25 protein-coding genes are annotated in these 18,431 nt (G+C 63.7%); 19 read left to right on the forward strand and 6 right to left on the reverse strand.

Annotated elements, in window-relative coordinates:
• Nucleotides 1-26 precede the first annotated feature (26 nt).
• The 6 genes from ACGYK4_RS05230 to rpsF all read right to left on the reverse strand — a co-directional run bounded on the left by ACGYK4_RS05230 (nucleotide 27) and on the right by rpsF (nucleotide 4,370).
• Nucleotides 27-1,985 carry a bifunctional 2',3'-cyclic-nucleotide 2'-phosphodiesterase/3'-nucleotidase gene (locus tag ACGYK4_RS05230; protein ID WP_394455439.1) on the reverse strand — a complete coding sequence of 653 codons (1,959 nt, stop codon included), beginning with the start codon at nucleotides 1,983-1,985 and terminating at the stop codon, nucleotides 27-29.
• Between the two features lie 72 nt (nucleotides 1,986-2,057).
• Complete coding sequence (locus ACGYK4_RS05235; RefSeq protein WP_394455441.1) at nucleotides 2,058-2,543, reverse strand: transglycosylase SLT domain-containing protein; 486 nt, start codon at nucleotides 2,541-2,543, stop codon at nucleotides 2,058-2,060.
• Between the two features lie 127 nt (nucleotides 2,544-2,670).
• Nucleotides 2,671-2,961 carry a hypothetical protein gene (locus ACGYK4_RS05240; RefSeq protein ID WP_168612589.1) on the reverse strand — a complete coding sequence of 97 codons (291 nt, stop codon included), beginning with the start codon at nucleotides 2,959-2,961 and terminating at the stop codon, nucleotides 2,671-2,673.
• Between the two features lie 161 nt (nucleotides 2,962-3,122).
• Nucleotides 3,123-3,749, reverse strand: coding sequence for a 50S ribosomal protein L9 (gene rplI, locus ACGYK4_RS05245; protein ID WP_067261846.1), 627 nt, complete (start codon nucleotides 3,747-3,749; stop codon nucleotides 3,123-3,125).
• A gap of 11 nt (nucleotides 3,750-3,760) precedes the next feature.
• Nucleotides 3,761-3,988, reverse strand: coding sequence for a 30S ribosomal protein S18 (rpsR, locus tag ACGYK4_RS05250; protein WP_005852865.1), 228 nt, complete (start codon nucleotides 3,986-3,988; stop codon nucleotides 3,761-3,763).
• A 28-nt stretch (nucleotides 3,989-4,016) separates the two neighbouring features.
• Nucleotides 4,017-4,370, reverse strand: coding sequence for a 30S ribosomal protein S6 (rpsF, locus tag ACGYK4_RS05255; RefSeq protein WP_067261847.1), 354 nt, complete (start codon nucleotides 4,368-4,370; stop codon nucleotides 4,017-4,019).
• Between the two features lie 236 nt (nucleotides 4,371-4,606).
• Between rpsF and fabD the strand changes: the two genes are divergently transcribed.
• The 19 genes from fabD to ACGYK4_RS05350 all read left to right on the forward strand — a co-directional run bounded on the left by fabD (nucleotide 4,607) and on the right by ACGYK4_RS05350 (nucleotide 18,425).
• Nucleotides 4,607-5,539, forward strand: a complete 933-nt coding sequence (gene fabD / locus ACGYK4_RS05260; RefSeq protein ID WP_394431705.1) for an ACP S-malonyltransferase — start codon at nucleotides 4,607-4,609, stop codon at nucleotides 5,537-5,539.
• A 69-nt stretch (nucleotides 5,540-5,608) separates the two neighbouring features.
• Nucleotides 5,609-6,346, forward strand: a complete 738-nt coding sequence (gene fabG, locus ACGYK4_RS05265; RefSeq protein WP_394455443.1) for a 3-oxoacyl-[acyl-carrier-protein] reductase — start codon at nucleotides 5,609-5,611, stop codon at nucleotides 6,344-6,346.
• A gap of 202 nt (nucleotides 6,347-6,548) precedes the next feature.
• Nucleotides 6,549-6,782, forward strand: coding sequence for an acyl carrier protein (locus ACGYK4_RS05270; protein WP_067261852.1), 234 nt, complete (start codon nucleotides 6,549-6,551; stop codon nucleotides 6,780-6,782).
• Between the two features lie 159 nt (nucleotides 6,783-6,941).
• The gene (locus ACGYK4_RS05275; RefSeq protein ID WP_394455444.1) at nucleotides 6,942-7,475 is read left to right on the forward strand and encodes a GNAT family N-acetyltransferase; all 534 of its coding nucleotides are present in this window, start codon (nucleotides 6,942-6,944) and stop codon (nucleotides 7,473-7,475) included.
• 142 nt (nucleotides 7,476-7,617) lie between these two features.
• Complete coding sequence (gene fabF / locus ACGYK4_RS05280) at nucleotides 7,618-8,877, forward strand: beta-ketoacyl-ACP synthase II (RefSeq protein WP_394455446.1); 1,260 nt, start codon at nucleotides 7,618-7,620, stop codon at nucleotides 8,875-8,877.
• On the forward strand, nucleotides 8,878-10,062 hold the full coding sequence (gene mltG, locus ACGYK4_RS05285; protein WP_394455447.1) for an endolytic transglycosylase MltG: 1,185 nt from the start codon (nucleotides 8,878-8,880) through the stop codon (nucleotides 10,060-10,062). It abuts the gene before it with no gap.
• Nucleotides 10,063-10,284: 222 nt separating this feature from the next.
• Nucleotides 10,285-10,629 carry a hypothetical protein gene (locus tag ACGYK4_RS05290; RefSeq protein WP_067261859.1) on the forward strand — a complete coding sequence of 115 codons (345 nt, stop codon included), beginning with the start codon at nucleotides 10,285-10,287 and terminating at the stop codon, nucleotides 10,627-10,629.
• Complete coding sequence (locus tag ACGYK4_RS05295; protein ID WP_394455772.1) at nucleotides 10,538-11,908, forward strand: DNA-packaging protein; 1,371 nt, start codon at nucleotides 10,538-10,540, stop codon at nucleotides 11,906-11,908. Before ACGYK4_RS05290 ends, ACGYK4_RS05295 begins: the two co-directional genes overlap by 92 nt.
• 131 nt (nucleotides 11,909-12,039) lie before the next feature.
• Nucleotides 12,040-13,218: a phage portal protein gene (locus tag ACGYK4_RS05300; protein WP_394455449.1), complete on the forward strand. Its 1,179-nt coding sequence runs from the start codon at nucleotides 12,040-12,042 to the stop codon at nucleotides 13,216-13,218.
• Nucleotides 13,208-13,435 (forward strand): hypothetical protein, encoded by a 228-nt coding sequence (locus ACGYK4_RS05305; protein ID WP_394374191.1) that lies wholly within the window; start codon nucleotides 13,208-13,210, stop codon nucleotides 13,433-13,435. Before ACGYK4_RS05300 ends, ACGYK4_RS05305 begins: the two co-directional genes overlap by 11 nt.
• A 23-nt stretch (nucleotides 13,436-13,458) precedes the next feature.
• Entirely contained in the window at nucleotides 13,459-14,067 is a 609-nt protein-coding gene (locus ACGYK4_RS05310; RefSeq protein WP_394431720.1) for an HK97 family phage prohead protease, read from the forward strand.
• Between the two features lie 35 nt (nucleotides 14,068-14,102).
• On the forward strand, nucleotides 14,103-15,281 hold the full coding sequence (locus tag ACGYK4_RS05315) for a phage major capsid protein (protein ID WP_394455451.1): 1,179 nt from the start codon (nucleotides 14,103-14,105) through the stop codon (nucleotides 15,279-15,281).
• A gap of 166 nt (nucleotides 15,282-15,447) precedes the next feature.
• A complete protein-coding gene (locus ACGYK4_RS05320) occupies nucleotides 15,448-16,047 on the forward strand; it encodes a head-tail connector protein (RefSeq protein ID WP_394455453.1) in 600 nt (199 codons plus the stop codon).
• Complete coding sequence (locus ACGYK4_RS05325) at nucleotides 16,044-16,382, forward strand: head-tail adaptor protein (RefSeq protein WP_394455454.1); 339 nt, start codon at nucleotides 16,044-16,046, stop codon at nucleotides 16,380-16,382. The genes ACGYK4_RS05320 and ACGYK4_RS05325 overlap by 4 nt, the downstream gene beginning before the upstream one ends.
• On the forward strand, nucleotides 16,379-16,789 hold the full coding sequence (locus ACGYK4_RS05330; protein ID WP_394455455.1) for a DUF3168 domain-containing protein: 411 nt from the start codon (nucleotides 16,379-16,381) through the stop codon (nucleotides 16,787-16,789). The genes ACGYK4_RS05325 and ACGYK4_RS05330 overlap by 4 nt, the downstream gene beginning before the upstream one ends.
• Before the next feature lie 35 nt (nucleotides 16,790-16,824).
• A complete protein-coding gene (locus ACGYK4_RS05335; RefSeq protein ID WP_067263135.1) occupies nucleotides 16,825-17,247 on the forward strand; it encodes a phage major tail protein, TP901-1 family in 423 nt (140 codons plus the stop codon).
• A gap of 2 nt (nucleotides 17,248-17,249) precedes the next feature.
• Nucleotides 17,250-17,564 carry a gene transfer agent family protein gene (locus ACGYK4_RS05340; RefSeq protein WP_168612779.1) on the forward strand — a complete coding sequence of 105 codons (315 nt, stop codon included), beginning with the start codon at nucleotides 17,250-17,252 and terminating at the stop codon, nucleotides 17,562-17,564.
• Nucleotides 17,561-17,773, forward strand: a complete 213-nt coding sequence (locus ACGYK4_RS05345) for a rcc01693 family protein (RefSeq protein ID WP_394408364.1) — start codon at nucleotides 17,561-17,563, stop codon at nucleotides 17,771-17,773. Before ACGYK4_RS05340 ends, ACGYK4_RS05345 begins: the two co-directional genes overlap by 4 nt.
• Nucleotides 17,766-18,425, forward strand: a complete 660-nt coding sequence (locus tag ACGYK4_RS05350) for a phage tail tape measure protein (protein WP_394455457.1) — start codon at nucleotides 17,766-17,768, stop codon at nucleotides 18,423-18,425. Before ACGYK4_RS05345 ends, ACGYK4_RS05350 begins: the two co-directional genes overlap by 8 nt.
• The last annotated feature ends 6 nt before the right edge of the window (nucleotides 18,426-18,431 follow it).

The raw sequence follows: 18,431 nt of genomic DNA on the forward strand, positions 1-18,431 counted from the left end.
TCAGATGCTGGTACGCACCGGGTACGTCACAAAGTAATCCGGAACTGGGCGAAGCCGTCTTCCGTGTCGCCAACCTGTTCCATCTCTACGCCTGTCACCTCATCGACGTAGTCCGCCGCCTTTGGCCCGGTTTCGAACATCACGCTCGTTTCCTCCAACGGCGCGAAGCGCCAGTTGCCATCGGCGCGGGGGCTAATGGTGCCTTTTTCGACGATATAGCGCACAATCACATCGCGGTTGGTGTCGGGCCCTTCAAACACGATGGTATCGCCCATCGCGCCGGGGAAAGCCCCGCCGCCGCTGGCGCGGTAATTGTTGGTGGCGATGATGAATTCGGATTTAGGATCAAGGGGTTGCCCTTCGAACTCAAGATTTACGATCCGGCTTGCCTCAGGGTTTGCAACGGTGCCCTTGGGCCCGAATTTCGAAGGCTGGCTAAGGTCGATCTGATAGGTCACCCCGTCGATCACATCGAAATTATAGCTGGGGAACTCGGGGTTCAGCAGCGGCTGGTTGGCCTTGCCGGGGGTGATCTGGTTGAACATGCCGGCAGAGCGTTCGAGCCAGTCTTTCACCTGCGCCCCGGTCACGCGCACCGCGCGGGCGGTGTTGGGGTAGAGGTAGAGGTCGGCGACATTCTTGATCGCCACATCGCCCTTCGGGACGTCAGTGTAATACTCCGGCCCGCCACGGCCACCGGCCTTGAAGGGGGCGGCGGCAGAGAGGATCGGCAGCCCCTCATGTTCGGTCCCCTTCAGCATCTGTTCGATATACCAGCGCTGCGCGTTGGAGACGACCTGCACGGAAGGGTCATCCGCCACCAGCGCGAAATAGCTGTGCAGATTGGCGTCGGTCTTGCCCACGGCACGGCGGACATAGGCCAGCGTCTCATCATGTTCCTGCTGGACGGAGGCAAGCACCTCGGCATCGCTTTCCACCAGCGGCATCACAGAGCGGTCTTCGTTGCGCTGCGAAATCGCGCGGGCCTCGGCGCTGTGGCTGGCGATGCGCCAGCCGCTGCCGTCACGCTCAAGCATCAGGTCGATCAGGCCGAGGTGGCTGCCCCAGAAGCCGCCCATGGTGGCGGGTTTGCCGTGGATCGTGCCTGCGCTAACGTCCACGCCCGGATAGTCCGCATAGCTGCCCGAGGGGAAGACGAGGTGGCTGTGTCCGGTCATGATGGCGTCGATCCCCTCAACGGCGGCGAGGGGGACGGAGGCGTTCTCCATCATATCCTCTTCCTTGGCCGCACCGATGCCCGAGTGCGACAGCGCGATGATGATGTCCGCGCCTGCCTCTTTCATCTGGGGCACCCATGCGCGGGCACTCTCAAGGATATCGCGGGCCTGCACCTTGCCTTCGAGATGGCGGCGGTCCCAGCTCATGATCTGGGGCGGAACGAAGCCGATGATGCCGATCTTGATCGGATGCGTTTCACCCGCGCCATCGGTCAAGATCCGGTCGAGTAGGACATAGGGTTTGACCAGTGTTTCATCGTCGCTCGGCTTGGCGCCGATCTTCTTTACGACATTGGCACTGACCACCGGGAAGTCGGCCCCGGCGAGGGATTTCATCAGGAAGTCGAGCCCGTAGTTGAACTCGTGGTTGCCAAGGGTCGAGGCGTCATAGCCAAGCGCGTTCATCGCGTGGATCACCGGGTGCATGTCGCCCTCTTTCATGCCGCGCTCATAAGCGATGTAATCGCCCATCGGATTGCCCTGCAAAAAGTCGCCGTTATCGAGCATCAGGGTATTGGTCGCCTCGGCGCGGATCGATTTGACGATGCTGGCAGTGCGGGCAAGGCCCACGGTGTCGACCTCTTTGTCGGCGTAATAGTCGTAAGGAAAGACATGCACATGCAGGTCCGTCGTCTCCATCAGCCGCAGATGCGCCTGATTGGCCGCGGCACGGAGAGAAAAGGGGTGGAGGGCCAGCAATCCGGCAGTGCCGGCGAGGAAGTGACGGCGGTTAAGGCGGAGGGTCATGCGGCGTTCCTTCTTGACGTGATTAACACCTACCTGAGGCGAAGCGAGAGGCCGCGCAAGCCCGAAAATTAATCACCCGTCCCGTAGGCCGGTTTCCACAAGCATGCCGCGGCGCTTGGCCTCGTAATAGTAGCCGCGGGCGTACCATTTGATGGCGGTGCCATGGTCACCGTCCGACAGGAGCCAGGCGCCGCGCAGATATTTCAGCGCGTATTTCAGATTGGTATCGGCGTCCAAGAGATCGGAAGGTTTGCCCCGGAACCCCATAGACCGCGCGGTGGCGGGCAGGATTTGCAGCAGCCCGTAATAGGGGCCGTTGCGGGCGCGGGGATTATGGGTGCTTTCGCGGATGGCCAGACGATGCACCAAGGGGCGCGGCAGGTCGTAGAAGTCGGCCCAGTGGTTGATCTTGCGCCGCAACTCGGGCGTCTCATTCGGGTGCAGCGGCAGGGCGGGGCGCTGCGGCGGCGTGGGGGAGACTTCGGGCGCGGCGTTGCAGGCGGTGAGCGTGCTGGCGGCGATGAGGGAAAGGAACATGCGGCGTGTGGTCTGAGGCATGATGCACCGGGGCTTGTTATTTCGCCCCGAGGATCGCCCCAAGGGGGGCATCGGGCAAGAGCGCAGGCGCAGGATACGCGGCCCCTTGCCCAAGCATTGGACCCTCAGGCGCGGCTTTTCGCCATGCTTAAACATCGGCGACGATTTCGCCTTTCATTTCGCCGGTCATGCGGCTCTGATCTTCGCGTTTTACCGAACGGCGGACCTCGTCGATCTTGAGTTCGGCGGCGTCGCGCGTGGCCCTGTCGGGCCATTCGGTGATTGCGGCACTCGTGCGCTCAGAGGTGCGGACCACGGTGATGCGGCTGGCGCCAAAGCCCTTGAGGGCGGGTAGGCGCTTTTCTTCGATGGCGCGCAGGGCCACGTCGTAATCCGCCCCATCGGCGAGTTCCCAAGTGGTGATGGTGATGTAACGCATGTGTCATCCTCCATGCTGAATGGAGGTATCTTAGCATAAATCGCGCTGTTTTTGCAGGGGTTTGCGTCAGAGGCGCGTGCGGGGCGGTTGGAGGGGCTGCGCAAAAGAAAACGCCGCGCGGAGGACCGCGCGGCGTTTCATGTCAGATCGGACAGGCCGGATCAGCTGTTGCTGTCGTCCTGTGCGTCGCCCTCGGGGGTGCGCACCACGTCCGAGTCGCCGTCTTCGTCAGCGGCAGAGCCGATGTCGTCGAAGAGTTCGGAGATCTCGAATTCAGCGGCGGCTTCCTCTTCGGCGGCCAGTTCCTGAATCGATTTGCCCGATGCCTGAAGCTCGGCCTCTTCGGGCGAACGTGCAACGTTCAGCTCGATTGTGGCGTCGACTTCGGGGTGCAGGATGATGCGCACGTCATGCACGCCCAGTTCCTTGATCGGGTTGCCCAGAACGACCTGCTTGCGATCGATCGAGAAACCTTCGGCAGTCGCGGCTTCGGCGGCGTCACGGGTGGTGACGGAGCCGTAGAGCGCGCCGGCGTCGGAAGCGGAGCGAATCACGACGAACTGCTGACCGTTCAGCTTCTCGGCGAGTTTCTCGGCTTCTTTCTTGGTCTCGAGGTTCTGTGCTTCAAGCTGGGCTTTCTGGCCCTCAAAGGCTTCGACGTTGGCCTTGGAGGCCGACAGCGCCTTGCCCTGCGGCAGCAGGTAGTTGCGGGCATAGCCGGGCTTTACGTCCACGACTTCGCCCATCTGGCCCAGTTTGGCCACACGTTCCAGAAGGATAACTTGCATGTGCTCTCTCCTTACTTGACGGCGTAGGGCAGCAGGGCGAGGAAACGGGCGCGTTTGATGGCACGGGCCAGCTCGCGTTGTTTCTTGGCCGATACGGCGGTGATGCGGGAAGGAACGATCTTGCCACGCTCAGAGATGTAGCGTTGCAGCAGACGTGTGTCCTTGTAGTCGATCGCAGGTGCATTGTCGCCCGAGAAGGGGCAGACTTTGCGGCGGCGGAAAAATGGTTTTGCAGCCATGATTTAAGTCCTCTTCTTCAAGCGTTGATCAACGGCGCTCGCGACGGTTGTCGCGTTCGTCACGTTTCTGCATCTGCACCGAGGGCAGTTCCTTGTGCTCGTCGACCTTGATGGTCAGAACGCGCATCACGTCGTCATGCAGGCGCATCAGGCGTTCCATTTCCTGCACGGCGGTCGCGGGTGCGTCCGAACGCAGGAAGGCATAGTGGCCCTTGCGGTTCTTGTTGATCTTGTAGGCCATCGTTTTGACGCCCCAGTACTCGCTGTCGACGAGCTTGCCGTCGTTGTCCGCGAGAACGGTGCCGAAGTGTTCGATGAGGCCTTCTGCTTGCGTGTTGGACAGGTCCTGACGCGCAATCATAACATGCTCATAAAGCGGCATGTGCACTCCTATTTGTATCAAGGCGCATTTCATAGGCGGGGCGTTTATCCTTGCTCCCCACCACGAGAGTCTGCGCGGTTCATATGCTGTGCAAGGAAGCGCCCGTATACACGGTTTCCCGGCCACGGCAAGCCCCGATGCCCGCCGCGCCAGAGACCGGCGGTGCGGCGCAAGGCTTGCCCTTACGGCACGGGACGCGATACATCAGGCCAAATCGCTAATAAGAGGCTGCAACCATGAGCATCGCATTCGTTTTCCCCGGGCAGGGCGCCCAGACCATCGGCATGGGCCGCGATTTGGCCGAAGCCTATCCTGAAGCCCGCGCCGTATTTGACGAGGTCGACGCGGCCCTGGGCGAAAAGCTGTCTGACCTGATCTGGGAAGGCGACATCGAGACGCTGACCCTGACCGAGAACGCGCAGCCCGCGCTGATGGCGACTTCGATGGCCGCCATGGCCGCGCTGAAGGCCGAGGGTGTAAGTGTCGAGAAAGCGGCCTTCGTGGCCGGGCACAGCCTTGGTGAATACTCGGCACTCTGTGCTGCGGGCGCGCTGTCGCTGGCTGACACCGCGCGGCTGCTGCGCATCCGCGGCAAGGCCATGCAGGCCGCCGTGCCGGTGGGTGAGGGCGCCATGGCGGCGATTCTCGGCCTCGGCATCGAAGAGACCGAGAAACTGGCCGAAGCCGCTGCCGAGGGCGCGGTCTGTCAGGTCGCCAATGAGAATGACCCGAGCCAGAACGTGCTCTCCGGCGAAAAGGCCGCGGTAGAGCGGGCCGTTGCCATGGCGAAAGAGGCCGGGGCCAAGCGCGCGTTGCTGCTGCCCGTCTCCGCCCCTTTCCATTGCCCCTTGATGGGGCCGGCTGCGGAAGAGATGGCAAAAGCACTGGGCGAGGTGACCTTTAACGATCCCGCCGTGCCGTTGGTGGCCAATGTCACCGCCGAGGCGGTGTCGGACGCCGCCCGCATTCGCGAGTTGCTGGTCGAACAGGTCACGGGCCGAGTGCGCTGGCGTTCCTCGATCGAGTGGATGGCCGCGCAGGGCGTGACAGAGGCGTGGGAGATCGGCGCGGGCAAGGCGCTTTCGGGCATGATCCGACGCATCGACAAAAGTGTCGCCACCCGCAGCATCGGCACGCCGGATGAGGTTAAGGCCGCGTCTGACGCCTGAGGCATGAAAATAAGCGGCATTCCCGCCGCGTCGGGGCCTCGCGCCCTTTGAGAGAATAAAGGAAGAGACATGTTCGATCTTACAGGAAAAAATGCCCTGATCACCGGCGCCTCGGGCGGCATTGGTGCTGACATCGCCCGCAAGCTGCATGCCCGAGGGGCGACCGTCGGCCTGTCGGGGACGCGGACTGAACCACTGGAAGCGCTGAAGGCCGAGTTGGGTGGGCGCGCGCACGTGCTGCCCTGCAACCTGAGCGATATGGAAGCTGTCGACGCGCTGCCGAAGCAGGCGGCGGAAGCGATGGGGTCGGTCGATATTCTGGTGAACAACGCTGGCATCACCCGCGACAACCTGTTTATGCGGATGTCGGACGAAGAGTGGAACTCGGTCCTGAATGTGAACCTCACGGCGACCTTCAAGCTCTGCAAGGGCGTGATGCGCGGCATGATGAAGGCACGCTGGGGCCGGATCGTGAATATCTCGAGTGTAGTGGGCGCCACGGGCAACCCCGGTCAGGCGAATTACGCGGCCTCCAAGGCGGGTGTCGTGGGCATGTCCAAGTCGCTGGCCTATGAGGTGGCAAGCCGCGGGATCACCGTGAACGCCGTGGCGCCGGGCTTTATCACCACCGCCATGACCGACAAGCTGACGGATGAGCAAAAGTCTGGAATCATGGTGCAAATCCCAGCAGGCCGCATGGGCGACCCGGATGAGATCGCCGCCGCTGTGGTCTATCTTTCCAGCCCCGAGGCCGCTTACGTGACAGGGACCACCTTGCATGTGAACGGCGGTATGGCCATGTTGTGACCCTGCGCCTCAATAGCGTTTGCCAAGCCCGGCGCATGTGCTAAAGGGGGCGCAGAATCGAAACGGAGGGTGCTTGATCACCCCCTGCGCCTTGTGCGAACAAGGAAATAGCCGCCCCTTTTGGGGCATCCTCCAAACGCCGATTACCGGCGGGCGGAAACCAAAAGGGGCCTTGAATGGCCCGAAGACATGAGGACTTATTATGAGCGACGTCGCAGACCGCGTGAAAAAGATCGTTGTAGAACACCTGAGCGTGGAAGAGGACAAAGTGACTGAGAATGCGTCGTTCATCGACGATCTCGGCGCAGACAGCCTCGACACCGTGGAACTGGTGATGGCGTTCGAAGAAGAGTTCGGCATCGAGATCCCCGATGACGCGGCTGAGAACATCCAGACCGTTGGCGATGCGGTCAAGTTCATCAAAGAAGCCTCCTAAGGCTTTGCCGGGCAACCGGCGGATTTGAGTTTTGGAAACGGCGTTGTTCCTAGCGGAATGACGCCGTTTTTATTTGTCTGAACGGGGTGGGCTTGTCCCTTTGGAGCTGAGGTCGCATGTCTGCGCCAAGAAGTTTCAAGCGTGAAGGCAATTCACCCCATGTCCCGCACGATCCCGACCATCAACACCGCTAGACTGACCCTGCGCGCCATGCGCGCCGAGGATTTTCAGCGCTATGCCGAGATTTGGGCGATGCCCGATGTGGCGGACCGGATCCTCGATCAGCCCCGGCCCAAGGGGCAGTCATGGGATGCTTTTCTGCGCAACGCGGGCCATTGGCAGATTACGGGATTTGGGCAGTGGGCGGTGCAGCTCCATCGCCAGCGCGAGGTGTTGGGCCAGACCGGTTTCGTCTTTGGCACCCGCAATTTCGGCGAGGATTTCGACACTTACCCCGAGGCGCGGCTGGTCTTGGCCCCTCAGGCCCAAGACCAGCGGCTTGGGGCCGAGGCCGCCCGGGCGGCGCATGAGTGGTTTGATCGGGTGATCACGGGCCGCACGGTCTGTATGATCTCGGCGGGGAATGAGGCCGCTTTGCGGATCGCGGGGGCGCTTGGCTATCAGGGGCTGCGCGACGTCAAGACGGCGGGCGGTGCGGTGCATCTGATGACCCGGCGCGGCCCGCCGGGCTGAGCTTATGCGCCACGAAGGCCCCTGAGATTCGACCCATCGGCATTTTTGCGCTCTGCCTGCGGACCCCCGCCGATATGCTTGTGCCTACAGGCTTTTGCAGGGTAAGAGGTTCGCCGAGACATTATCGGCAAGGGGCACTGAGATGCGCAGAGTTGTAGTAACGGGTTTGGGTTTGGTTACCCCGCTCGCGGACGGCGTGGAAGAAAGCTGGAAACGGATCCTTGATGGGAAGTCCGGGGCCGGGCCGATCACCGGCTTTGATGCCAGCAAACTGGTGACTCAATACGCTTGCGAAGTGCCCTTGGGCGATGGCAGCGATGGCACCTTCGACGCCAATAAATACATGGAGCCGAAAGAGCAGCGTAAGGTCGACACCTTCATCCTCTTTGGCATGGCCGCCGCCCAGCAGGCGGTTGAGGATTCGGGCTGGAAGCCGACCGAGCAGGAAGATCAGGAACGCACCGGCGTTCTGATCGGTTCGGGCATCGGGGGGCTGAACTCCATCGCCAATACCGCCGTCATGATGCATGAGAAGGGCCCGCGTCGCGTAAGCCCCTTCTTCGTGCCGGGCGCGCTGATCAACCTGATCTCGGGTCAGGTGTCGATCCGCTATGGTTTCAAGGGGCCGAACCACTCGGTCGTGACCGCCTGTTCGACCGGCGCCCATGCCATCGGCGATGCGGCGCGGCTGATCAAATACGGTGATGCGGATGTGATGATCGCAGGCGGTGCCGAGGCGGCGATCTGTGAGATCGGCATGGCGGGCTTTAACGCCTGCAAGGCGCTCTCGACCAAACGCGGCGACGATCCGCAAAAGGCCAGCCGCCCCTATGACGTGGACCGCGACGGTTTCGTCATGGGCGAGGGTGCGGGCATCGTGGTGCTGGAAGAGTATGAACACGCCAAGGCGCGCGGTGCCAAGATCTATGCCGAGGTGCTGGGTTATGGCCTGTCGGGCGATGCGCATCACATCACCGCCCCTTCCGAGGACGGCGAGGGCGGCGAACGCTCCATGCGTGCGGCGCTGAAGAATGCGGGGCTGGAGCCTGCGGATGTGGATTACATCAACGCGCATGGCACCTCGACCATGGCCGACACGATTGAGCTGGGTGCGGTCGAGCGGCTGATGGGCGAGGCTGCGGGCGATGTGACGATGTCATCGACCAAATCCGCCACCGGGCACCTTTTGGGGGCTGCGGGCGCGATCGAGGCGATCTTCTGCATGCTCGCGATCCGCGATCAGGTGGCGCCGCCGACGATCAACCTTGATAACCCGGCGGTTGAGACGCCGATTGATTTGGCACCAAACAAAAAGGTCGAGCGCAAGATCGACGTGGCGCTCAGCAACTCCTTTGGTTTCGGCGGCACCAACGCATCGGTCCTGTTCGGGAAAGTCAGCTAAATGTGGCGTCATATCGCCTCTAACGCCGTGACGTTTCTGTTGGTCGGCCTGTTCCTGCTTGGGGGGATCATCCTCTGGGGCAAGTCGACCTATGTCTCTGAGGGTCCGTTGGAACAGGCGATCTGTGTGCAGGTCGAGCGCGGCTCGAACATGCGGCAGGTCAGCCAGAACCTTGAGGAACAGGGCGCGGTTTCTTCGCCCGCGATCTTTCGCATGGGCGCGGATTACGAGGAGAAGTCGAGCAGCCTGAAGGCGGGCAGCTTTCTTGTTCAGCCCGGCACGTCGATGCAGGGGATCGTGGATATCGTGACCCAAGGCGGGGCCAGCACCTGCGGTACTGAGGTAGTCTATCGCATCGGGGTGAACCGGGTGAGCGTGCAGGTCCGTGAGTTGGACCCGGTCACCAGCCGTTTTGTTGAACGCGCGGAATTCACCCCGAGTGAGGAAGAGGCTCCCGAAGCCTATACCGAAATCTCGAGTGCGAATGACACGCGGTTCCGCGTGGCATTGGCCGAAGGGGTGACCAGCTGGCAGGTTGTCGAAGCGCTGAAGCAGGTCGAGCAATTGACCGGCGAGGTTGCGGAGCTTCCAGCAGAGGGCAGCCTCGCGCCCGATAGCTATGAGGTGCGTCCGGGCGACGACCGCGCCGAGGTGATTGCACGGATGGCCGCGGCGCAGGAGGTGCTCTTGGCCGAAGCCTTTGAGGCGCGCGACCCCGATCTGCCAATTGAGACGCCCGAGGAGCTGCTGATCCTTGCGTCGATCATCGAAAAGGAAACCGGTGTCGCCGCCGAACGTGAGCAGGTGGCGAGCGTTTTCGTGAACCGTTTGAACCAAGGGATGCGGCTTCAGACCGACCCTACGGTGATCTACGGGGTGACCGAGGGCAAGGGCGTGCTGGGCCGCGGGCTGCGCCGCTCGGAACTGCGGGCAGAGACGCCGTGGAACACCTATGTGATCGACGGTCTGCCGCCCACGCCCATTGCCAACCCGGGCCGGGCGAGCCTGATGGCCGCAGCTCAACCGGCGGAGACGGACTACGTCTTCTTCGTGGCGGATGGCACCGGTGGGCACGCTTTTGCGGAAACCTTGGACGAGCATAACCGCAACGTTGCGCGCTGGCGTCAGATCGAGGCGCAGCGCGGCGCGGAAGCGGCGGGCAATGCCTCAACCGGCGGAAACTGAGACCACTGAAAACCCCGCTGGAGACAGCGGGGTTTTTATTTGCGCGGGTGCTTTGCCGCACGGCGCTGTAAGGTGTTGTTAACACAGTTTTTCTTGACTTTGCGCACGGTCTGACGTAGGACTTGTGGCACGCTAGAGGACATGGGCGAACGGCCCCGGGGTGACCCGGTGGTCGTTTTTTTGTGTCTGCTCGGTTGGGGATAACCAACAAGAGGTAAAGCGATGACGATCATTACCCCGGAGCAAGAGACGGAAGACAGCGCGGAAATCCTGCGCGGTCTCCAAGAAGCAATCGGCGCGCTGCGTCGGGAAATCGAAGGTCTGACGGAACAGGCCCGGTCCGGGGGGGAACTCAAGGAAACTGCGGTGTCTGGCAAAACGTCCAAAGTGGCAGGACTGCTGGCGCATTGCCTGAAAGCGGAGAACACGCTGAATGACTGTCGAAACCGACAAGCTGGAATCGCGCGCGGGGGCTATGCCCTCGACATGGACAAAGCGCGGGCTGACATCGGGTGCAAGCTGGATCGCCTGCGCCGATGCTCAGACCCAGGCGCAGTTTCTGAATGACCTCGGTGAGGGAGAGCTTCTGGCTCTCCCTTTTTTGTTTGAGTTCTGGGCGCTGGACCACCAACTGCCGCCTGAGGGCGATTGGCGGACATGGGTGATCATGGGCGGGCGCGGCGCGGGCAAGACCCGGGCCGGGGCGGAATGGGTGCGCAGCAAGGTTGAGGGGAGCCGACCGCTCGACCCCGGTGCGTGCAGCCGCGTGGCGCTGGTCGGGGAGACCATCGAGCAGGTGCGCGAGGTGATGATCTTTGGCGACAGCGGCATTCTGGCCTGTAGCCCGCCGGATCGGCGGCCCGATTGGGAGGCGACGCGCAAGCGGTTGGTCTGGCCCAATGGCGCAATTGCCACGGTGCATACGGCGCATGACCCAGAAGGACTGCGCGGGCCGCAGTTTGATGCGGCTTGGGTGGATGAACTGGCGAAGTGGAAGCGTGGGCAGGAGGCTTGGGACCAGTTGCAGTTTGCGCTGCGATTGGGGGAGCGGCCTCAGGTCTGCGTGACGACGACGCCGCGCAATGTGGATGTGTTGAAGGCGCTTTTGGCCGCGCCCTCGACGGTCACGACCCATGCGCCGACGGAGGCGAATGCGGCCAATCTGGCAGGGTCGTTCCTTGAAGAGGTGCGGGCGCGGTATCGCGGCACGCGGCTGGGGCGGCAGGAGTTGGATGGTGTTTTGTTGGCCGATGCCGATGGGGCGTTGTGGACCTCGGCCTTGTTGGAGGCGGGGCGGGTGCGAGAAGCGCCGGAGCTGGACCGGATCGTGGTGGGTTTGGACCCGGCGACGACGAGTGGGGCGGGCTCGGACGAGTGCGGGATTGTTGTGGTGGGGGCGCAGACAAAGGGGCCGCCGCAGGAGTGGCGGGCGGTGGTGCTGGCTGATTGCACGGTGCAGGGGGCCACGCCCATGGGCTGGGCGCAGGCGGCGATTGCGGCGATGACGCGCTATGGGGCGGATCGGTTGGTGGCTGAGGTCAATCAGGGCGGGCAGTTGGTGGCTGAGGTGTTGCGGCAGGTCGATCCGCTGGTCTCGCTCAAGACCGTTCATGCGGCGCGGGGCAAGGTGGCGCGGGCGGAGCCAGTGGCCGCGCTTTATGAGCAGGGGCGGGTGTGCCATTTGCCGGGGCTGGATGCGCTGGAGGATCAGATGTGTCTGATGACGGCGCGCGGCTATGAGGGCAAGGGCAGCCCGGACCGGGTCGATGCGCTGGTCTGGGCGCTGCATGAGCTGATGATCGAACCTGCCGCGCAGTGGCGCAGCCCGGGGGTGCGGAGCCTGTGAGCGGGCTGTTGCGTGGGACAGCGCACGGTGGGTTTCTCCAGCGTTAAGGGATTTCAGGGAAAGTCTGACAACGCCGGGCAATGCGGGGCAGGTATTCGCCGCCGGGGTCGGGCAGAATGAGGAGCGACGACATGGTATTCGATTTTCTACGGCGGGGCGCGGCGGTTGAAACAGCGGAGCGCAAGGCTTCGGCCACCGGGTCGGTCGTCGCCTATCAGACCTCGGGCCGTGTAGCCTGGAGCCCGCGCGATAGCGTGAGCCTGACGCGCTCGGGCTTTTGCGGCAATCCGGTGGGGTTTCGTTCGGTCAAGCTGATCGCCGAGGCTGCGGCGGCGCTGCCGCTGGTCGTGCAGGATAGCGCGCGGCGCTATGACGAACACCCGCTCATGGAACTGATGCGGCGCCCGAATGCGGGGCAAGGCCGGGCAGAGTTGCTTGAGGCGCTTTATGGACAGATGCTGCTGAGCGGGGATGGCTATGTCGAAGCGGTGGGCGGCGAGGGTGGTTTGCCGGTTGAGCTCCATGTGTTGCGGTCGGACCGGATGAGCGTGGTGCCGGGGGCGGATGGCTGGCCGGTGGCCTATGAATATGCGGTGGGTGGGCGCAAGCACCGTTTCGACGCGAGTGGGACGGCGACGCCGGTTTGTCATATCCGGAATTTTCACCCGCAGGACGATCACTATGGTTTTAGCCCCATGCAGGCGGCGGCGATGGCGATGGACGTGCATAACGCGGCGAGCCGCTGGTCGAAGGCGCTGCTGGACAATGCGGCGCGGCCCTCGGGGGCGATTGTCTATCGCGGGGCTGAGGGGCAGGGCAAGCTGAGTGAGGATCAGTATGACCGGCTGGTGAGTGAGATGGAGAGCCACCATCAAGGGGCGCGCAATGCGGGACGGCCCATGCTGCTGGAGGGCGGGCTCGACTGGAAGCCGATGGGCTTTTCGCCCTCTGATATGGAGTTTCAGAAAACAAAGGAGAGTGCGGCGCGGGAGATTGCGCTGGCCTTTGGGGTGCCGCCGATGCTGATCGGGGTGCAGGGGGACGCGACTTACGCAAACTATCAGGAGGCGCATCGGGCGTTCTATCGTCTGACGGTGCTGCCGCTGGCGACGCGGGTGACGGCGGCGCTGGCGGAGTGGCTGAGCGGGTATCTGGGGGCGGCGGTGATGGTGAAGCCGGACCTTGACCAAGTGCCTACATTGGCGGCGGAGCGTGATGCGCAATGGGCGCGGGTGTCTGCGGCGGCGTTCCTGAGCGATGCGGAGAAGCGCAGCCTATTGGGGCTTCCAGCGGTGGCCGATGATGCCTGAGCTGCGTGAGATCGAGCGCTTCGAATGTGCGCCGGGGTTGCGGCTTCAGGCGCATGAGACGCTCAGCGCGGTGCATCGCGAGAACATGCAAAAGCGGCTCGACCGGATCGAGCAGATGATGGAGCGGTTGGAACGGCGGCTGTGGCTGACGGTCTACGGCGTGGTGGCGGTGATCTTGGCACAGGCGGTGCAATCCTTTCTGGCGGTGGCGCCGTAGTGGGCTGAACGAGGGAAAATACGATGACTTATCAATTGGACGCCTTCGGCGGCTGGCCGGAGAACGGGGAAGTTGCGCCTACGGGCTGCGGGTTGGAGCATAAATTTGCACGCTTCGGCAGCGTGACATCGGTGGAGGATGGGCTGAAGATCAGCGGCTATGCCAGCCTCTTTGGCGCGGTCGATCAGGGCGGCGATGTGGTCGAGGCGGGGGCCTATGCGGTGAGCCTTGCGGCGGTCGCGAAGGCGGGGCGCAGCGTCAAGATGCTGTGGCAGCATGACCCGGCCCAGCCCATCGGGGTATGGGACGAGGTGCGCGAGGATGGCCGGGGTCTTTGGGTCAAGGGGCGCATCCTTAGCACTGTGGCCAAGGGCCGGGAGGCGGCGGCGCTGATCGAGGCGGGGGCCATCGACGGGCTCAGCATCGGCTACCGCACCGTGAAAGCAGGCAAGACCACCAAGGGGCAGCGGCTGCTGTCGGAACTGGAGCTTTGGGAGGTGTCTTTGGTGACCTTTCCGATGCTGCCCTGGGCGCGGGTCGGGGCCAAGGGGGAGTTCAGGGCCGTGGGCCATGTGCTGCGCGAGATGGCGGCGGCCTTTGATGCCGCGCGGGCCGAGATGGCGCGGGGCTGAGCCTGAGTTTGACTGAGCAGATCGAAGGAAAAGCGATGACCAAGAATGAGATGAGCACAAAGGCGGGCAAAGACCTGTCTCCGGCGGAGGAAGTGCGGCAGGCCGTGAGCGGTTTTGTCAGTGACTTCAACGGCTTTCGGGCCGAGATTAATACGAAACTTCAACAATCAGAAGAGCGAATTGCCATGATGGACCGCAAGATGACCCTGCCTGCCCGCAGCCCTTTGAGCGGCGCGATCGATCACGATGCGCCGCATAAGAAAGCCTTTGACGCCTATCTGCGCAACGGCGATGACGATGGGCTGCGGGGGCTGGAATTGGACAGCAAATCGATGTCGACGGCGGTCAATTCGGACGGCGGCTATCTGGTGGATCCGCAAACTGCCGACCGGGTGCAATCTGTGCTGAATGCGGGGGCGTCGATCCGCGCGATTGCCTCGGTGGTGCAGGTGGAGGCCACGTCTTATGACGTGCTGGTCGATCACGCCGATGTGGGCGCTGGTTGGGCGACCGAAAGCGGGGCGCAAGCCGAGACGGACACGCCCCAGATCGACCGGATCACCGTGCCGCTGCATGAGCTGAGCGCGCTGCCCAAGGCGAGCCAACGTCTGCTGGATGACAGCGCCTTTGATATCGAAGGTTGGCTGGCGGGGCGTATCGCCGACAAATTTGCACGGGCCGAAGCGGCGGCCTTTGTCAGCGGTGACGGCATCGACAAGCCTACCGGTTTTCTGAGCCACCCTGCGGTGGACAACGACATCTGGACCTGGGGCAATCTGGGCTATGTCCCCAGCGGCACCAACGCCAACCCCGAGGCCGACGCGATCATCGAGTTGGTCTATGCCCTTGGCGCGGCTTACCGCAAGAATGCGGTCTTCGTGATGAACTCAAAGACCACGGCCAAGGTGCGCAAGTTGAAAGACACCGATGGGCGGTTTCTGTGGTCCGACGGGTTGGCGGCGGGGGAGCCTGCGCGGCTTATGGGCTATCCGGTGCTGGTGGCAGAGGACATGCCCGATCCGGCGACCGATGCGATGGCCATCGCCTTTGGCGACTTTTCCGCAGGCTACACCGTGGCCGAACGTCCCGATCTGCGGATCCTGCGCGACCCGTTCAGCGCCAAGCCGCATGTGCTGTTCTATGCCACCAAACGTGTCGGCGGCGACGTGAGCGATTTCGCGGCGATCAAGCTGATGAAATTCGGCCTGGCGTAAGCCGGTGCCGAAGCCGGGGCCGGGGCAACTTGGCCCCGGCCCGGACGTGCGCCTGCGAGGTTGCGTTGTCTAGCTGCTCCCCTCCGACCGAGCAATGCAACCGGTGCGCGTCCGGGAATAACCGCATGGCCCCAAGGGGCGCGGGAGCGATTTTTGGAGACGTTCGATGATGTTGATCGAAGAGACAAATGTGCCGGATGCGGTCTTGCCGGTTGAGGCCTTCAGAATGCATCTGCGCCTTGGCACCGGCTTTGCGCAGGACGGCCTTCAAGACCCGGTGTTGCGCAGCTTCCTGCGCGCGGCGATGGCGGCGGTGGAAGCGCGGACGGGCAAGGTGCTGATCATTCGGCGTTTTGCCCTGTCACTGACCTTTTGGCGGGATGCGGCGGCGCAGGTCTTGCCCGTGGCCCCTGTGCAAGAGATCGCGCGGGTGGCGCTTGTGGCGCGGGACGGGGTGGAGACGGCGGTGGACCCCGAGCGCTATTGGCTGGAACGCGATGCGCAAACGCCGCGTCTTCGGGCCAGCACCGCCGCCCTGCCGCGCATCCCAAGCGCGGGGGCCGCGCTGATCAATTTCGATGCGGGCATGTCCGCTGATTGGGGCGGGTTGCCGGATGATTTGGCCCAAGCGGTGATGCTGCTGGCGGCGCATTACTACGAATACCGCGACGACACGGCGCTTGGCGAAGGGTGCATGCCTTTTGGTGTCAGCAGCCTGATCGAACGCTACCGCCGGGTGCGCCTCGGCTTTGGGGGGACGGCATGAGCCGCCCGCAGTTGAACCGGCCCCTTGTATTGGAAGCGCCGCAGCGCGTGAGCGATGGCGCGGGAGGGCATCGCGAGGTCTGGCAGCCCTTGGGCACTCTCTGGGCCGATGTGCGCGCGCGGACGGGGCGGGAGACTGCGCAGGGCGGGGTGGCCGTCAGCCGGATGGGGGTCAAGATCACAGTGCGGGCGGCGCCGGAAGGTACCCCGCAGCGACCAACCCCCGAGCAGCGGTTTCGCGAGGGCACGCGGGTCTTCGTGGTCCGGGCCGTGGCCGAGAGCGATGCGGGCGGGCGCTATCTGATCTGCTTTGCCGATGAGGAGGTGGCGGTATGACCTATGCGCTTTCAGGGGCTTTGCAGGCGGCGGTTTATGACCTGTTGCAGAGCGATCCGGGCCTCACCGTGCTGATCGGTGACGCGGTCTTTGACGCGGTGCCGGGGGGGAGCCTGCCAGAGACCTATGTGCTCTTGGGCCAAGAGGTGGCGAAGGACCTGTCGGACCCGCAGGGCGCGGGGGCGGAGCATCGCCTGACCCTGTCGGTGGTCACCAGCGCGCCGGGGTTCAGCACGGCGAAGGGCTGCGCGGCGGTGATCTCAGACCTGCTGCATGGGGCGGAGCCGGCGCTCAGCCGGGGGCGCGTGGTGGATATGGCCTTTCTCAAAGCGACGGCGCGGCGGATCGACGGGGCCTCTGCCCGGCGGATCGACCTGCAATTCCGCGCCCGGGTCGCGGACGCATAAGACTTTAGATTTCAGATTGGTGCGAGGAGACAGTGATGGCAGTTCAAGCGGGCAAGGACCTTTTGGTCAAAGTGGATATGACCAGCGATGGGCAGTTCGAGACGATTGCCGGGCTCAGGGCCAAACGGGTGAGTTTCAACGCCGAAACGGTGGATGTGACCTCGCTCGATTCAAGCGGCGGTTGGCGGGAATTGCTGGCGGGTGCCGGTGTCCGCTCGGCCGCGATCAGCGGGTCGGGGGTGTTTCGCGATGCGGGCACGGATGAACGGGCGCGGCAGTTGTTCTTTAACGGGCTGACGCCGGATTTTCAGGTGATCATTCCGGATTTCGGCGTGGTGCAGGGGCCGTTTCAGGTCTCTGCTCTAGAATACGCGGGGTCGCTGAATGGGGAGGCCACCTTTGAGCTTAGCCTGCAATCGGCGGGGGAGCTGATCTTTACCCCCGATGTGGTGGTATGAGCATGACGAACCCGTGGCGCGGCGAGGTGAGCCTCGTGATTGATGGTGAACGTCATGAGGCACGGCTGACCCTTGGGGCCTTGGCCGAGTTGGAGGCCGCGTTGCAGGCCGACAGCCTTGTGGCCCTGGTAGAGCGGTTTGAAAGCAATCGTTTTTCGAGCCGCGATGTCTTGGCCCTGTTGCTCGCCGGGCTGCGCGGAGGCGGGGCGGAGATGGATGCCGCCACGCTTGAGCACGCGCAGATCGAGGGCGGGCCAATGGCGGCGGCGCGGGCGGCGGCGGAATTGCTGGCGCGGGCCTTTACGGTGCAGGCGTGAGCGCGGCAAGCGGCCTTGACTGGCCCGCGTTGCTGCGGGTGGGGCTGTCGCGATTGGGGCTGCTGCCGGATCAATTCTGGGCGCTGACGCCGGCGGAGTTGCAGTTGATGCTGGGGCCGAAGTCTGGCCCCACGCCGCTGCTGAGCGACGGTCTCGCCGCGCTGATGGCGGCCTATCCAGATGAGACGAAAGGGGCCGGTGATGGCTGACTTTGACGATTTCGAGAACCTTGAGAGCCGGGCCGAGGGGCTGAATGAGACGCTGGCGCAGACCAGCGGTTTGGTGGCCGGGTTCGACGGTGAGCTGCGGCGAATGCGCGGCGCGCTCGCCGCGACGGGCAAAGACGTGGCGACCCTTGAGAAAGGGCTCAGCCGTGGATTGAGGCGGGCCTTTGATGGGGTGGTCTTTGACGGGGCCAAACTCTCGGACGCGCTGAGCGACTTGGCGCAGTCGATGATCCGCACGACTTACAATGCCGCGATGCGCCCGGTGACGGACCATTTCGGCGGGCTGATCAGCGAGGGCGTGGGCAGCATTGTGGAGGGGATATTGCCCTTCGCCGATGGCGCGCCTTTCTCGCAAGGTAAGGTCATGCCCTTCGCGCAGGGTGGGGTGGTCAACTCGGCGACCGCCTTTCCCATGCGCGGCGGCACGGGGCTGATGGGTGAGGCCGGGCCGGAGGCAATCATGCCCTTGGCGCGGGGGGCGGATGGCAAGCTGGGCGTGCGCGGCAACGGCGGCGGCGCGACGACCATCGTGATGAACATCACTACCCCCGATGTACAGGGGTTTCAGCGCAGCCAAAGCCAGATCGCCGCACAGTTGAGCCGTGCCCTCAGCACCGGCAACCGCAACCGATAGGCCGCG

The organism is Sulfitobacter sp. 1A13368, from assembly GCF_043557275.1.
Lineage (GTDB): Bacteria > Pseudomonadota > Alphaproteobacteria > Rhodobacterales > Rhodobacteraceae > Sulfitobacter > Sulfitobacter faviae.

Excerpts from the sequence above, each read along its gene's own strand:
- ACGYK4_RS05230 (WP_394455439.1), bottom strand. The coding sequence starts at position 1,985 with ATGACCCTCCGCCTTAACCGCCGTCACTTCCTCGCCGGCACTGCCGGA.
- ACGYK4_RS05235 (WP_394455441.1), bottom strand. The coding sequence starts at position 2,543 with ATGCCTCAGACCACACGCCGCATGTTCCTTTCCCTCATCGCCGCCAGC.
- ACGYK4_RS05240 (WP_168612589.1), bottom strand. The coding sequence starts at position 2,961 with ATGCGTTACATCACCATCACCACTTGGGAACTCGCCGATGGGGCGGAT.
- rplI (WP_067261846.1), bottom strand. The coding sequence starts at position 3,749 with ATGCAAGTTATCCTTCTGGAACGTGTGGCCAAACTGGGCCAGATGGGC.
- rpsR (WP_005852865.1), bottom strand. The coding sequence starts at position 3,988 with ATGGCTGCAAAACCATTTTTCCGCCGCCGCAAAGTCTGCCCCTTCTCG.
- rpsF (WP_067261847.1), bottom strand. The coding sequence starts at position 4,370 with ATGCCGCTTTATGAGCATGTTATGATTGCGCGTCAGGACCTGTCCAAC.
- fabD (WP_394431705.1), top strand. The coding sequence starts at position 4,607 with ATGAGCATCGCATTCGTTTTCCCCGGGCAGGGCGCCCAGACCATCGGC.
- fabG (WP_394455443.1), top strand. The coding sequence starts at position 5,609 with ATGTTCGATCTTACAGGAAAAAATGCCCTGATCACCGGCGCCTCGGGC.
- ACGYK4_RS05270 (WP_067261852.1), top strand. The coding sequence starts at position 6,549 with ATGAGCGACGTCGCAGACCGCGTGAAAAAGATCGTTGTAGAACACCTG.
- ACGYK4_RS05275 (WP_394455444.1), top strand. The coding sequence starts at position 6,942 with ATGTCCCGCACGATCCCGACCATCAACACCGCTAGACTGACCCTGCGC.
- fabF (WP_394455446.1), top strand. The coding sequence starts at position 7,618 with ATGCGCAGAGTTGTAGTAACGGGTTTGGGTTTGGTTACCCCGCTCGCG.
- mltG (WP_394455447.1), top strand. The coding sequence starts at position 8,878 with ATGTGGCGTCATATCGCCTCTAACGCCGTGACGTTTCTGTTGGTCGGC.
- ACGYK4_RS05290 (WP_067261859.1), top strand. The coding sequence starts at position 10,285 with ATGACGATCATTACCCCGGAGCAAGAGACGGAAGACAGCGCGGAAATC.
- ACGYK4_RS05295 (WP_394455772.1), top strand. The coding sequence starts at position 10,538 with ATGCCCTCGACATGGACAAAGCGCGGGCTGACATCGGGTGCAAGCTGG.
- ACGYK4_RS05300 (WP_394455449.1), top strand. The coding sequence starts at position 12,040 with ATGGTATTCGATTTTCTACGGCGGGGCGCGGCGGTTGAAACAGCGGAG.
- ACGYK4_RS05305 (WP_394374191.1), top strand. The coding sequence starts at position 13,208 with ATGATGCCTGAGCTGCGTGAGATCGAGCGCTTCGAATGTGCGCCGGGG.
- ACGYK4_RS05310 (WP_394431720.1), top strand. The coding sequence starts at position 13,459 with ATGACTTATCAATTGGACGCCTTCGGCGGCTGGCCGGAGAACGGGGAA.
- ACGYK4_RS05315 (WP_394455451.1), top strand. The coding sequence starts at position 14,103 with ATGACCAAGAATGAGATGAGCACAAAGGCGGGCAAAGACCTGTCTCCG.
- ACGYK4_RS05320 (WP_394455453.1), top strand. The coding sequence starts at position 15,448 with ATGATGTTGATCGAAGAGACAAATGTGCCGGATGCGGTCTTGCCGGTT.
- ACGYK4_RS05325 (WP_394455454.1), top strand. The coding sequence starts at position 16,044 with ATGAGCCGCCCGCAGTTGAACCGGCCCCTTGTATTGGAAGCGCCGCAG.
- ACGYK4_RS05330 (WP_394455455.1), top strand. The coding sequence starts at position 16,379 with ATGACCTATGCGCTTTCAGGGGCTTTGCAGGCGGCGGTTTATGACCTG.
- ACGYK4_RS05335 (WP_067263135.1), top strand. The coding sequence starts at position 16,825 with ATGGCAGTTCAAGCGGGCAAGGACCTTTTGGTCAAAGTGGATATGACC.
- ACGYK4_RS05340 (WP_168612779.1), top strand. The coding sequence starts at position 17,250 with ATGACGAACCCGTGGCGCGGCGAGGTGAGCCTCGTGATTGATGGTGAA.
- ACGYK4_RS05350 (WP_394455457.1), top strand. The coding sequence starts at position 17,766 with ATGGCTGACTTTGACGATTTCGAGAACCTTGAGAGCCGGGCCGAGGGG.